11 protein-coding genes are annotated in these 13,793 nt (G+C 72.1%); 8 read left to right on the top strand and 3 right to left on the bottom strand.

The annotated features are described in order from the left end of the window. Nucleotides 1-606 (bottom strand): DUF308 domain-containing protein (locus tag E1182_RS23710; RefSeq protein WP_132269099.1); only part of this gene is annotated, 606 nt, incomplete at its 3' end. A gap of 198 nt (nt 607-804) precedes the next feature. On the opposite strand from E1182_RS23710, the gene E1182_RS23705 reads away from it, so the two are divergent. Next, a complete protein-coding gene (locus tag E1182_RS23705) occupies nt 805-1,506 on the top strand; it encodes a 1-acyl-sn-glycerol-3-phosphate acyltransferase (protein ID WP_132269096.1) in 702 nt (233 codons plus the stop codon). A 179-nt stretch (nt 1,507-1,685) separates the two neighbouring features. Here E1182_RS23705 and E1182_RS23700 read toward each other — a convergent pair whose 3' ends face one another. Beyond that, a complete protein-coding gene (locus E1182_RS23700) occupies nt 1,686-5,456 on the bottom strand; it encodes an adenylate/guanylate cyclase domain-containing protein (RefSeq protein WP_243706387.1) in 3,771 nt (1,256 codons plus the stop codon). Nucleotides 5,457-5,629: 173 nt separating this feature from the next. Between E1182_RS23700 and E1182_RS23695 the strand changes: the two genes are divergently transcribed. Then, a complete protein-coding gene (locus E1182_RS23695; protein ID WP_132269094.1) occupies nt 5,630-5,839 on the top strand; it encodes a hypothetical protein in 210 nt (69 codons plus the stop codon). 61 nt (nt 5,840-5,900) lie between these two features. Here E1182_RS23695 and E1182_RS23690 read toward each other — a convergent pair whose 3' ends face one another. Next, nucleotides 5,901-6,593 carry a Crp/Fnr family transcriptional regulator gene (locus E1182_RS23690; RefSeq protein ID WP_132269092.1) on the bottom strand — a complete coding sequence of 231 codons (693 nt, stop codon included), beginning with the start codon at nt 6,591-6,593 and terminating at the stop codon, nt 5,901-5,903. Between the two features lie 280 nt (nt 6,594-6,873). On the opposite strand from E1182_RS23690, the gene E1182_RS23685 reads away from it, so the two are divergent. The 6 genes from E1182_RS23685 to E1182_RS23660 form a co-directional block, all read left to right on the top strand. Further along, nucleotides 6,874-7,383 (top strand): polyadenylate-specific 3'-exoribonuclease AS, encoded by a 510-nt coding sequence (locus tag E1182_RS23685; RefSeq protein WP_132269090.1) that lies wholly within the window; start codon nt 6,874-6,876, stop codon nt 7,381-7,383. 55 nt (nt 7,384-7,438) lie between these two features. Then, nucleotides 7,439-7,942 carry a pyridoxamine 5'-phosphate oxidase family protein gene (locus E1182_RS23680; protein ID WP_132269088.1) on the top strand — a complete coding sequence of 168 codons (504 nt, stop codon included), beginning with the start codon at nt 7,439-7,441 and terminating at the stop codon, nt 7,940-7,942. 168 nt (nt 7,943-8,110) lie between these two features. Then, nucleotides 8,111-9,139, top strand: a complete 1,029-nt coding sequence (locus E1182_RS23675) for a 6-phosphofructokinase (protein ID WP_132269101.1) — start codon at nt 8,111-8,113, stop codon at nt 9,137-9,139. Between the two features lie 74 nt (nt 9,140-9,213). Continuing rightward, nucleotides 9,214-10,032 (top strand): pyrroline-5-carboxylate reductase, encoded by an 819-nt coding sequence (proC, locus tag E1182_RS23670; protein WP_132269085.1) that lies wholly within the window; start codon nt 9,214-9,216, stop codon nt 10,030-10,032. Nucleotides 10,033-10,205: 173 nt separating this feature from the next. Next, nucleotides 10,206-10,556: a DUF2203 domain-containing protein gene (locus E1182_RS23665; RefSeq protein WP_132269083.1), complete on the top strand. Its 351-nt coding sequence runs from the start codon at nt 10,206-10,208 to the stop codon at nt 10,554-10,556. 203 nt (nt 10,557-10,759) lie between these two features. Beyond that, on the top strand, nt 10,760-13,793 hold a 3,034-nt coding region (locus tag E1182_RS23660; protein WP_132269081.1), incomplete at its 3' end, for a DEAD/DEAH box helicase.

The following is a 13,793-nucleotide window of genomic DNA, read 5'->3' as shown; positions in this document are numbered from 1 at the left end:
GCCCTCGTCCGGGTCGTCGGGCAGGTCCGCGCCGAAGGTGTCCAGCCCGTCCAGCAGCGAGGGCTCCTCGGGCCGGCCCCGGCCCACCGAGATTCCGGAGATGTCCGCCGCGTACGGCAGCCGTCGTACGTCCGTGGCGGTCGGGCCGGTGGTCTCCTCGGACCGGAGCGGACCGGCGGTCGACGCGCCACCGGCCCGATCCGCGGGCTCGTCGTCGATGTCCTCGACGTCCGGCCAGGGGTGGCTGCCGGCGGCGGGCGTGGTGTGGAACGAGGCGACGATCCGGTCCCACTCGGCGTCGACGTCCGGCTCGACGCGCGGCGGCTCCGGGGTCGTCTCGTCGCTGAGTTGGGTGAGGTAGTCGCGGGCGGTGGTCAGGTGCGAGCGGTCGACGTAGAGCCGGTCGACCGGGCGGGCCGGAACCGTGGTGGTGCGGGTGACCGGGTTCAGGTCGGCCGAGGGCTGCAGGTAGGCGGCGATGCCCCCGGCGGCGAGGACGTCAAGCAGGTGCTCACCGACCCGGGGATCGACGTCGCCCGCGACGGCGTACTCGCTCGCGTCGAGCCCGTTGTCCCGCCGTCCCCGGCGGGCACCACCCGCTGACACCGGACATCCTCCTCGGCGGTCGTGTCGGCGCCCCGTACGCCGTGCCTTGAATCGTGACACGTCGGGGGTGGGTTCCGGGAGTGCGTTGTGGCGCGCCGCTCCCGGTTCGTAGGCTCAGGGCCGACGAACCCACCGCCGACGGCCCGCCCGGCCGCCGGCTCCGACGTCGTCGGCCCGCTCACCGCCGGAAGGACACCCTTGCTGTACTGGCTGATGAAGTACGTCGTCCTCGGCCCACTGCTCAGGCTGATCTTCCGCCCGCAGGTCGAGGGGCTGCACCACCTGCCCGCCACCGGTCCGGTGATCCTGGCCAGCAACCACCTCTCCTTCTCGGACTCGATCTTCACTCCGCTGGTCGTCCCGCGAAAAGTCACATTCATCGCCAAAGCGGAGTACTTCACCGGTAAGGGGATCAAGGGTTGGCTGACGAAGGCGTTCTTCGCCGGCACCGGCTGCATCCCCGTCGACCGCAGCGGCGGCCAGGCCGCCCAGGCGGCGCTGGACACCCAGCTCGCGGTGCTGCGCGCCGGTGGGATCGCCGGCATCTACCCGGAGGGGACCCGCTCCCCGGACGGCCGCCTCTTCCGCGGCAAGACCGGGGTCGCCCGGCTGGCCCTGGTCAGCGGCGCCCCGGTGGTACCGATGGCGATGCTCAACTCCGACGAGATCCAACCCACCGGCCAGATCGTGCCCAACCTGGGCCGGGTCCGCATCCGGTTCGGCGCTCCCCTGGACTTCTCCCGGTACGCCGGGATGGCCGGCGACCGGTTCGTCGAACGCGCCGTCACCGACGAGATCATGTATGAGCTGATGGAGCTCTCCGGCCGCGAGTACGTCGACACGTACGCCGCCAAGCTGAAGAACCAGCCACCAGCGGACCGCGCACCGGTCGCCGCCTGACAACCGCCCCACCCGCCACTTCCTCCGGGCCGTCACGATCGAGCCCGGTGTGCGGCGCGTCGTGGTGACCGTCCGCTGGATCGACTCGGCTTGCGGCAGATCGTTTCTCTCAAGCCAACGGGACACCCCCGTGTGCCGTGGCCGGGGTGGATCACGAAGCGCCTCGCGGGCGGGCAGGCTCAGGAGGCCAGAGCGGGGCCGACCTCGGGAATCCGGCATCCGGCCAGGTCGAGCAGGCCGGGCGCCTCGTTGCGCAGCGCGAACGCGTGGACCTCGGCCAGCGGCGCCTGGGCCGCCGGGTCCTGGGCCCGGGTCAGCTCGGCCGCCGCCAGCGCCAGGGCCAGGATCCGGTCGGTGACGTCCGGGATCCGTCCGTAGATCTCCGCCCCGGCGAGGTGCAGCTGGCCGGCACGCCGGTGGTCGCCGTCGGCCGCCGCGAGGGCGCCGGTCACCGTGTGGCGCGCCGCCTGCGACCAGGGCGTACGGTGTCCGGGCCGGTCCAGCATCGTGCGTACCCGCAGCGCGGCGTTCCGCCCGGCGAGCGTGGCCGCGTACGCCGCCGCCGCGATCCACTCGCCGCTGGCCAGCGCCGGAACCGCCGTCCACGCGTCGGCCAGCTCGTCCACCAGCGCCGTGGCCTCGTCGAGCCGACCCTGCAGGGCGCGGCAGAGCGCCGCCATTGCGAGCATCGTCCAGTACGGGCGGCGGAAGCCGCCGCACCGCGCCGTCTCCAACGCCGCCGCCAGGTCGTCACGGGGCCGGCCCACCGGCGGAAGCTCCCCGCCCGCGCGCCGCTCCCGCGCGGCCCCGTTCAGGCCCGGTTCCCGCACGGCCCCGCTCGCGCCCGGTTCCCGCAGTGCGCCGCTCAGGTCGAGCTCACGCACGATTCCGCTGGCACCGGGGTCGCGCAGAACCTCGCTCAGGCCGGGCTCGTCCGCGAAGGGCTCGCGCCCGGTCCCGGTCGGGGCGGGTGCGGAGGCGGTCCCGCTCGGGGCGGGTGCCGGCGGAACCGGCTGGCCGCGCAGCACCAGCAGGCAGGAGCGCAGGCCCCGCACCTGCATGTCCCAGCCGCCGGTCGGCGTGTCGACGAAGGCGTCCGCGGCGGCCAGCAGGCGGGAGAAGTCCCCGTCGAAGTACGCCCGCATCGCCTCGCCCGAGTAGCTGGTGGCCAGGGTCTGCCCGCTGCCCCTGGCCGCCGGCGCGCTCGACAGCAGCGCGTCGGAACGCAGCCAGTCGCCCTCCTCCCGCAGCGCGTACGCCAGGTTCTGCACCGCCCGGGGCAGGGCGAGCAGCTGCTGGGTGCGGCTGATCTCGACCAGTGCGTGCAGCTCGTCCAGACCGGCCCGGTCGCCGGCCTGGTAACGGGCCGTTGCCGCGGTGATCCGCGCGTTGGTGCGGATCTCCGCCAGCCCCAGCCGCTCACCGATCGCGGCGGCCGTCTCGGCGGCGGCGACCGCCGCGTCCCATTCGTAGTTGAGCATGTGCAGCCGTCCCAGCTCGGCGTGCGCGTCGGCCTTCTGCGTGCTGTCCGGCAGCGGGGCGAACAGGGTGACCGCCCGATCCAGGCAGGCCACCGCGGCGCTGCGGTCGGCGCGTAGCCAGGCCGCCTGACCGAGCAGGGTCCACCCCCGTGCGGCGCACGCCTCGTCGCCGTGGGCGAGCAGCCGGTCGGCCAGCGCCTGCAACTGCTCCGGGCCGCCCCCGGACAGGAAGGCGTTGCCGTCCCGGTAGAAGGAGATCTCGGTGCTCAGCAGCTCCAGCCGCAGCCGGTCGACCGGGTCGCCGTCGTCGGCCAGGCCCAGGGCGCGGGCCACATGGCCGGCCGCCGCCGCCAACCCGTGCAGGGCGTACGCGCGGCGAGCCGCCCGGTGCAGGGCGGCACGCGCCGGGCCGGCGTACCGCCGGATGGGTGTGCCCAGCGTCCGGGCGATCTCGTGCGCCGCCCAGCGGTGGTGCGCCAGCACCTCCGCCAGGTCGGTGTCGCGGCTGTTCGAGAGCGCGTCGATCCAGTCCGCCGTGCGTTCGTGCCGGGCCACCCGTTCGGTGCGGGGCAGTCGCTGGTAGCAGACGTCGCGGACCAGCACGTGCCGGAACCGGAACTCGGGCTGGCCGGCCATGGTGGACGTCGCCTGTTCGTGCACGAAGTCCCGCTGCTCCAGCCGGCGCAGCGCGCGTTCCACCGTCTCGACCGGCTGGCCCAGGGCGGCGGCGACCGCGCCGGGCCAGAACTGCACGCCCACCACCGAGGCGGCCAGCAGCACCGCGCGGTCCTTGCCGTCGAGCAGGTCCACCCGGTTGGCGATGACCGCGTGCACGCTCTCCGGCATCGGCAGGTCCGGGCATTCCTTCAGCGACCAACCGCGCCCGCCGCGGCGCAGCGCGCCCTGCTCGATCAGCATCCGCACGTACTCGTGCGCGTAGAGCGGGTTGCCGCCAGCCACCTCGACCAGCGGGGTGAGCATCTCGGCGGGGAACGCCGCCTGGCCGAACATGTGCTGGTAGAGCGAGGCGATGCCGGCGTCGCGCAGCGGAGGCAGGGTGACCGTCACCGAGCCGGTGATGGTGCCCGCCCAACCCGGGTGGCGGTCCACCAGCTCGGAGCGGGCCGTGCAGAGCAGCAGCAGCGGCACGTCACGGGCGGCGGCACCGAGCAACTCGACGAAGCGCAGCATGGCGGTGTCGGCCCAGTGCAGGTCCTCGAAGACCAGCACGGTGGGGCGGCGGGCGGCCAGCGCCAGCAGGAAACGGCGCCACGCCGACTCGGCCTCCTCGGCGGGCAGCCCGGTGCCGGCCAGCCCGACGAGCGGGTGCAGCGCGTCGGTGACGCGGTCCCGTTCGCCCGGGCCCACCAGCTCGGCCACCGCCGCGGCCAGCCGCCGCTGGGCGGTGAGGGCCGGATCGGTGTCCAGGATGCCGGCCTCGGCCTTGACGATGTCGGCGAGCGCCGCGAAGGTGACGTTCTCCCCGAACGGGGGACAGCGCCCGGTCCGCCAGGTCAGTGGCTGGTCGACCAGCCGCCCGACGTGTCGGTGCAACTCCCGCACCAGCCGGCTCTTTCCGATGCCGGCCCGCCCGAACAGCGTCACCACCTGCGGCATCCGGTCCCGCACCGACCGGTGCAGCGCGTTGACCAGCAGACCCAACTCGTGTTCGCGGTCGATCAGCGGCGTGGTGTCCGGCTTTTGGTCGGTGGGCTGCCGGCGTACCGGGGACAGGGCCAACCAGACCTCGGTGGGCGACGACCGCCCGCGCAGGGTGACCGGCGACTGTGCGGCGTAGCGGATCGCCTCCCTGGTCAGCGCGTGGGTGACCCGGCAGACCAGCACCCCGCCCGGCGGTGCCACCGACTGCATCCGGGACGCGGTGTTGACCACGTCGCCGGCCACGATCGCCTGCCCGCCGTCGCGGGCGGCGGCCACGTCGACCAGCGCCTCACCGGTCGCCACGCCCACCCGGAAGCGCAGTTCGTCGGCACCGATGGGGGCGAACCGGGTCAGCACCCGCTGCAACTCCAGGCCGGCCCGGACGCAGCGCAACGCATCGGTCTCGGTGGCCACCGGCGCGCCGAACAACGCCATCACGGCGTCTCCGATGTACTTCTCCACCACCCCGCCGTACTGGCCGACCACCCGCCGCGCCGCGGCGAAGAAGCCGGTCTGCATGCCGCGGACCTGTTCCGGGTCGGTCCGCTCGACGTACGGGGTGAAGTCGATCAGGTCGACGAAGAGCACGCTGACCCGCCGCCGGTCCTCCTGCGGCGGGACGGCCGGTCGGTCCGACCGGGGCCGGGGCGTTCCGCACGAGGTGCAGAACGCCACGTCGGCGGCGAGCGGATGCCGGCAGCGCGGGCAGGTGTCAGCCAGCTCCGCCCCGCAGCCGCCACAGAAGCGGTCGCGCTCGGCGGCCGGGCGTCCACATCGGTCACACTGCGCGGAGATGACACCCTCCACTGGGTCTGCCGGGCCGCCCGGCGGCCGGGCGCCGTCCTGCGTCCACCGCGAGTATCACCGCCACCAGCACTGTCAGGAACCGGGCTGTTGGTTTGTGGACACTCCTCCGCCCGGCCAGCGGCGCTACAGTCAGGCGGCCACGACATTTGATGATCGACAAAAGGGGACAGGTCATGGTGTACGTCAAGCTGGAGAGCGACTGGACCGACGGCGACGGTGTGACGCACTCGGCCGGGGACTCGGTGGACGTGGACGCCGCCACGCTGGCCATGCTCCAGGCCCAGGGGGTCGTCAGCGAGGGCTCCGGCGGCGGTAAGGACGGCACCGACTGGGCGGGGCCGACCGGCACCAACTGGGCGGGCCCGACCGGCACCAACCCGTGACGCCTGCGGGGTGAGCCCGACGACGCGGCCGGCGCGCCCCGCGCCCGGCCGCGTCGCGCTGTCAGCGTTCGTTCATCCCCGCCCGGCGGCGCAGCGCCGCGACATCGGTGACCACGATCCGCCGGCCCTCGGTACGCAGCCAGCCCCGGCTGGCGAACGAGCCGATCGCCTGGTTGACGCTCTGCCGGGAACCGCCGGCCATCTCGGCCAGCTGGCTCTGGTTGAGCTCGATCGTGATCATCGGCGCCTGGCTCTCGCCGGCGAGCCGCACCAGGGTCTTGGCGACCCGACCCGGCAGGTCCAGGAAGACGTGGTCGGCGTTCTGCTCGGTCAGCCGGCGGATCAGCCCGCCCAGCGAGCGCATCACCGCGTCCAGGATCCGCGGGTTTGAGTGCACCAGCTCCATGAAGGCGGGCCGGGACAGGGCCAGGGCGGCGCAGTCCTCGATCGCCTCGGCCGACGCCGAGCGGGTGGAGGCATCCAGCAGCGACACCTCGCCGAGCACGTCCGGCGGTCGGATCACCGACAGCACGGCCCGCTCGCCGGTCGGCGCGGTGCGGAACACCGCCACCGCCCCCCGACGGAGCACGATCAGCGACTCGCCGGGATCGTTCTCGACGAAGAGCAACTGGCCCTTGCGGTATGTGCGGGGCACCGCAGCGGCGATGACCCGCTGGCGTGCCTCCGGCTCCAGGCCGGCGAACATCTCCACGCCCGTGAGGGCGTCACCCGGCTCCGGCAGGCGCATCTCCACGGCCGAACCCCTCCCCCGGTCACGGACCTACGACTCGCTCACCGGGTGACCCTGACGGCCCTTGCCGGGGTGGCTGACCCCGGTCGGCGTCCGGTAGCGGTACACATCAGATCATGACGGCCCAGTTGCGTGCTGTACACCCCTGAAGCCGTCTCCGTTACCGTCCCGAGCTGCGCCGGACCGGCCGCGCGCTCACGGTGATCCGGTCGAGCCGTCCGCGCCGGCCGGTCCATCTGCCCCCAGCGGCGACGCCGTCGGCGGATGGGCGAGGATAGGGACGATGGTCTACCGCTACTTCTACGACTGCGAGTTCATCGAGGACGGCCGGATCGTCGACCTCGTCTCGATCGGCGTCGTCGACGAGTACGGCCGTGAGTTCTACGCGGTCTCCACCGAGTTCGACGACTCCCGGGCGGTGCCCTGGGTGCGTCGCAACGTGCTCGACAAGCTCCCCTCGCCGGCCGACCGGGCCTGGCGCTCCCGCCAGCGGATCCGCGACGAGCTGTACGACTTCCTGATGGCGCCGGTCCGCGACCGGCCGGGCGAGCAGCTGGAGCTGTGGGCCTGGTACGCCGCGTACGACCACGTGGTGCTGGCCCAGCTCTGGGGCGCCATGCCGGCGCTGCCCCGGGAGATCCCCCGGTTCACCAAGGAGTTGCGTCAGCTCTGGGACGACCGGGGTCGGCCGCGGCTGCCCGAGGCCGACGCCGACCGACACGACGCGCTGGTCGACGCCCGGCACAACCTGGCCCGGTGGCGGGCCATGACGGGCGCGACGGGGCAGGTTTGACCCCCTCCGTCCCGGGCACGGTTCGGCGAGGGAGGGACGGTGAAGGGGGTACGTGATGAGCAGGCAGCCGACCGACCACGCGGACGCCCGCCGCCGGGTGACCGAGCTGGTCCGGCACGCCCGGGTCGGCATGCTGACCACGACCGGGGTGGACGGCCGACTGGTCAGCCGTCCGATGACCCTGCCCGAGGTCGAGTTCGACGGCGAGCTGTGGTTCTTCACCTCCGCCCGGTCGGCCAAGGTGCGCCAGATCCGGGTGAATCCCGAGGTCAACGTCTCCTTTCCGGACCAGCGGCGGCACGGCTGGGTCTCGGTGTCGGGCAGCGCGCGGGAGGGCTACGACCGGGCCCGGGCCGAGCGGTTGTGGCAACCGGGCCTCACCTCCTGGTTTCCGGACGGCCTGGACACTCCTGGCCTGACCCTGATCAAGGTGCACGCCGGGGCGGTCCGGTACTGGGAGCCGGCGGGCGGCACGGTGCTCGACCTGCTCGATGCCGCGCGGGCGGCGGTGACCGGTCGACAACCGTGCGCGGAGCAGGACCGCGAGGCCGGCTACTGATTGGTAACCACAAACGGACCCGGGCCGTTGTGTCGCCGTACACCGGCGCCTACTACAGTCGGCACTGACGGCCCGCCCCGGGCCGGCAACGGCGCCGATGGTCTGAGCTGACACATATCCTGGGGCTTAACCGGGCTTCACCTGATGCTCCAGGAGGATGTGCAGATCATGCGTATCGGCGTGCTCACCGGCGGCGGCGACTGCCCAGGTCTCAACGCGGTCATTCGGGCGGTGGTCCGCAAGGGCGTCGCCAGCTACGGTCACGAGTTCGTGGGCTTCCAGGACGGCTGGAAGGGCCCGCTGGAGGGGCTGTCCAAGCCGCTGGGCATCGCGGAGGTCCGCGGCATCCTGCCGCGCGGCGGCACCATCCTCGGTTCGTCCCGGACCAACCCGTTCAAGATCGAGAACGGGGTGGAGCGGATCAAGGAGAACCTCGCCGCGCAGGGCGTGGACGCGCTCATCGCGATCGGCGGCGAGGACACCCTCGGTGTCGCCACCAAGCTGCACGAGCTGGACGTCAAGGTCATCGGCGTGCCGAAGACCATCGACAACGACCTCGGCGCCACCGACTACACCTTCGGCTTCGACACCGCCGTCAACATCGCCATGGAGGCGATCGACCGGCTGCACACCACCGCCGAGAGCCACCACCGCACCCTGGTGGTCGAGGTGATGGGCCGGCACGCCGGCTGGATCGCCCTGCACGCCGGCCTCGCCGGCGGCGCCAACGTGATCCTGCTGCCCGAGCGGCAGTTCGACGTCGAGCAGGTCGCCGGGTACGTCGAGAAGCGTTTCCAGCACCAGTACGCCCCGATCGTGGTGGTCGCCGAGGGCGCCCAGCCGCTGGACGGCCAGATGGTGCTGCACAACCAGGAGCTGGACGCGTTCGGCCATGTCCGCCTCGGCGGCATCGGCCAGTGGCTCGCCGAGCAGCTGGAGGCCAAGACCGGCAAGGAGGCCCGCACCGTCGTGCTCGGCCACATCCAGCGCGGCGGCACCCCGACCGCCTTCGACCGGGTCCTCGCCACCCGCCTCGGCCTGCAGGCCATCGACGCGGCGCACGAGGGCGACTGGGGCAAGATGGTCGCGATGCAGAGCACGGACATCGTCCGGGTTCCGCTGGCCGACGCCACCCGCGAGCTGAAGACCGTGCCGCTGGAGCGGTACGTCGAGGCCGAGGTCTTCTTCGGCAGCTGATCGCCCGTGGGCCGGCGGCGCGGGGGGTGTCACCCGCCGCGCCGCCGGCTCCCGCGACGGAAGGGGTACGACCGATGGCACCCGCCCGGCACACGGTCGCGGTGATCGGCGCCGGCAAGATCGGCGAACTGATGCTCTCCGGTCTGCTGCGCTCCGGCTGGCCCGTCGACCGACTGCTGGCCACCGCCCGGCGGCCGGCCCGCGCCGAGGAGCTGACCGCCCGGTACGGCGTCCGGGTGGTGGACAACCTCACCGCGGTCGAGGAGGCGGCGGTGCTGGCGATCTCGGTGAAGCCCCAGGACGCCGGCGTGCTGCTCGACGAGATCGGTCCCAAGGTGCCGGCCGACAAGCTGGTGATCTCGCTCTGCGCCGGTCTGCCCACCACCTTCTTCGCCCGGCGGCTGCCCGAGGGCACCCCGGTCGTGCGGGTGATGACCAACACCCCGGCCCTGGTCGACCAGGCGATGAGCGCCATCTCCGCCGGAGCGCACGCCACCGGCGAGCACCTCGCCCTGGCCGAGGAGATGTTCAGCCCGCTCGGTGTCACGATCCGGGTGCCCGAGTCCCAGCAGGACGCGGTGACCGCGCTCTCCGGTTCCGGTCCGGCGTACTTCTACCTGCTGGTCGAGGCCATGATCGACGCGGGGATCCTGCTCGGCCTGCCCCGGCAGGTCGCGCACGAGCTGATCGTGCAGACCGCGATCGGCTCGGCGGTGATGCTCCGGGACTCCGGCGAGCACCCGGTCAAGCTCCGCGAGGCGGTCACCTCACCGGCCGGCACCACCATCTCGGCCGTACGCGAGCTGGAGAAGCACGGCGTACGGGCGGCTCTGTTGGCGGCGCTGGAGGCAGCCCGCGACCGGGCCCGGGAACTGGCCGCCCACGCGGACTGACCCTCGGGGGAGCGGTCCCGCCGGCCGCCCCGCGCCTCTCCGTTTGCGGCAAGTGGCGGTTTCCCGGCGCTCGGACACCGCGATTCGCGCCAAACGGAGTTGATCAAGCGCGCGCTGGCCCCCAGGCCGGGTGAGGGCGACACCGACCATCGGCGGTGGCCCATACTGACCGGGTGTTCACTCTCGCCCAGGCACGGCATCTGGTGGCCACCCTGCGTCCGCGCGTCGACGAGCTGATCCGGCTCCGCGCCGACCTGGCCGAACTCCGCGCCGACCTGGCCGCACACGGTGTCTCGGTGCTCGGCGGGGTGGCCGAGGTGAAGGCGTTGGAGGCCCGGCTGCACGCCGTGTTGGAGGAGTTGAACTCCCACCACATCCAGGTCAAGGGCATCGCCCCGGTGCTGCTGGACTTCCCCGGCGAGCGGGCGGGCCGTCCGGTGCTGTGGTGCTGGCTGGAGGGGGATCCCGACGTGCGCTGGTACCACCGCGTCGAGTGCGGCTTCGCCGGCCGTCGCCCGGTCTGACCTTGCCGTGCCTCTGTCGATGCCGTCGAATGTCGACGATCCGACCGATTTGTTGGTCGACAGGCGGCGGCCGGCGCACGGTCGGCCGGAAATGGATCAACTGACTGGCCGGTGAATGAGCTGATCCAGCATCCGGGGCGTTACCCGACGGTGACAAGGTGGTTGAATCGGTGCCTGGTGGCGTGGGGCTCCGGGGAGAACACATGGATATCTTCGATGTTCGCGAGCGACTCATCGGGGACTATCGCGAGTTCACATCGAGCTTCGTCGACCCCCGGGACGAGCGGATCAGGAAACAGGTCTGGGGCCGCACCGCCTCCGGTTACCAGTGGCCCGCGCCCTATGTGTCGCTCAACCCGAATTTCGCCTCCGGGGGCACCGTCGACCGGCTGGTCACGGATGGTCTGCTGCACCCGGACATCGAGCGGATCTTTCGCCTCAAGGAGCATCCGGGAGACCCGGGCAGCAAGCCGCTGCGGCTGCACCAGCACCAGCGCGACGCCATCACGACCGCTCGTGGCGGCCACAGTTACGTCCTGACCACAGGCACCGGTTCGGGCAAGAGCCTCGCCTACATCGTGCCGATCGTCGACCGGGTGTTGCGGGCGAAGGCGGACGGCACCTATCGACCCGGCGTCAAGGCGATCATCGTCTACCCGATGAACGCGCTGGCCAACAGCCAGCTGCGCGAGCTGGAAAAGTTCCTCTGCTGGGGGTTTCCGGACAACAAGCCGCCGGTCACCTTTGACCGCTACACCGGGCAGGAGAACGCCGACGCCCGGCGCCGGATTCTCGCCGACCCGCCGGACATCCTGCTCACCAACTACGTGATGCTTGAACTCGTGCTCACCCGGCGCCGGGAGCGCGACCGGCTGATCCGGGCGGCCCGGGAGCTGTGGTTCCTGGTCCTCGACGAGCTGCACACCTACCGTGGACGGCAGGGCGCCGACGTGGCCTTCCTCGTTCGCCGCACCAAGGACGCCTGCGCTGCACCGCGCCTCCAGTGCGTCGGTACCTCGGCGACGATGACCACCGAGGGTGACCCCGTACGGCAGCGCGCGGTGGTCGCGGAGGTGGCAACCCGCCTGTTCGGCCAGCCGGTCGTGCCGGAGCACGTGATCGGCGAGTCGCTTCGCCGGGCGACGACCGGCGGTGCCGGGGAAGACATGCTTGCCGAGCAGGTCCGCCGCTGGCACCGGACTGGGCAGATTCCGAGCCTCGACGAATTTCGTCGGAATCCGCTGGCGCACTGGGTGGAGAGTGCGTTCGGCGTAGAGCCTGAGAAGGGCAGCGGCCGGCTGGTGCGCAAGCGGATCCCGCCTACCGTGCCCAACGCGGCCGACGACCTGGCGCAGCTGACGGGGGAGCCGACCGAGGTGTGCCAGGCGGCCATTCAGGGCGTGCTCCAAGCGGGCGCCCAGGTCATCGACCCCGAGACGGGGCGACCGGTCTTCGCCTTCCGGCTGCATCAGTTCCTCTCCAAGGGCGACAACGTCTACGTCACCATCGAGTCGCCCGCCAGTCGGCACATCACCAGCCGCTACCAGACCGTCTCCCCGGACAGCAGCGAGACCGAGCGGAAAATCCTCGTGCCGTTGGCGTTCTGCCGTGAGTGTGGCCAGGAGTACCTGAGTGTGCGGCGGTCGGTGAACGGCTTCGAGGCGCGGCAGGACTCGGACACCGGCGAGGACGGCGGCTACCTCTACCTCAGCGACGACCAGCCGTGGCCGGAGAGCCTGGAGATCGCCGTACAGGACGGGCGGCTGCCGTACTCCTGGACCGTGCTCACCGGCGACGGCGCCACCGTACCGGCGCAGGACAAACTCAAGCACCTGCCTGAAGTGGTGCACGTTGACGTCAGCGGCGCCGAGGTTCCGCCGGGTAAGGGAGTCACCGCTGCCTGGGTTACCACCCCTTTCCGGTTCTGCCTGCGTTGCCGGGTGTCCTACGAGCGCAGCCGGGGTAAGGACTTCGCGCAGTTGGCGAAGCTTTCCGCGGAGGGACGCAGCTCCGCGCTGTCCGTCATCGGCGCCAGCGTGGTCCGCGCCCTGCGGGCCGCCCGAAGTCTCGACAAGCCGGCACGCAAACTGCTCGCCTTCGTCGACAACCGGCAGGACGCCTCGCTCCAGGCCGGCCACTTCAACGACTTCGTCCAGGTCGTGCAGCTACGCGGCGCGCTCTACCGCGCAGCGGAAAAGGAACCGGACGGCCTGACTCACGAGCGGGTCGCACAGCGGGTCACCGAGGCGCTCGGCTTGGAGCTGAGGGAGTTCGCCCGTCGGCCCGAGGTGCGCTACGGCAAGGAAGAGATTTGGCGGGCGCTGCGCGAGGTGGTCAATTACCGCCTCTACCTGGACCTTGAGCGGGGCTGGCGGGTCACCATGCCCAACCTGGAGCAGACCGGCCTGCTGCGCGTCGGCTACCGCTATCTGCACGAGGTCGCCGCCGACCAGGAGATCTGGGACCGCAGCCACCACCTGCTGCGCGACGACAACCCGGAGCATCGGTACGAAATCGCTGCCACCCTGCTCGACGAACTGCGCCGCAACCTGGCCATCGACGTGCGGTGCCTGACCGAGGAGGGCTTTGACGAGATTCGACGGCTGTCCGTGCAGCATCTGGCCGAGCCCTGGGCGCTTGGTGTGCGGGAGCGGGCGACCGTCGCCGGGATCGCGTTCCCCAAGCCGAGCGGCAAGGGCCGCCCCCGCGCCTACCTGCACCTGTCCGGGCGGGGCGCTCTCGGCAAGTACCTGAAGCGGCAGTACGACAAGCCCGGCCAGTCGTGCAGTGTCACCGACGCACAGGACATCATCCGCGATCTACTCGCCGTGCTGACCGAGGCCGGCCTGGTCATCGAGGCGGTTCCGGGCGATGGGGATGACCTGATCGGCGGCTACCGGCTCCGCTCGGACGCACTGCTCTGGCAACCAGGCGATGGTGAGGTCGGTGCCGAGGACCGGGTCCGCAAGCAGCTGTCCGGTGAGGCCGGCGCCCGGGTCAACACCTTTTTTCGCGACCTCTACCGGGACACCTCCCACCTGCTGGCCGGATTGCAGGCGAAGGAGCACACCGCCCAGGTCACGCCGGCCGAGCGGGAGCAGCGGGAGGCGGAGTTCCGCGAGGGTGATCTGCCGCTGCTGTTCTGCTCGCCGACGATGGAGTTGGGCGTCGACATCAACGCCCTGAACGCGGTGGCTCTGCGTAACGTGCCACCGACGCCGGCGAACTACGCCCAGC

Origin of the sequence: Micromonospora sp. KC721 (assembly GCF_004348355.1) — a bacterium.
In the GTDB taxonomy this organism is placed as follows: domain Bacteria; phylum Actinomycetota; class Actinomycetes; order Mycobacteriales; family Micromonosporaceae; genus Micromonospora.
This window is presented reverse-complemented; position numbering and strand designations above follow the sequence as displayed.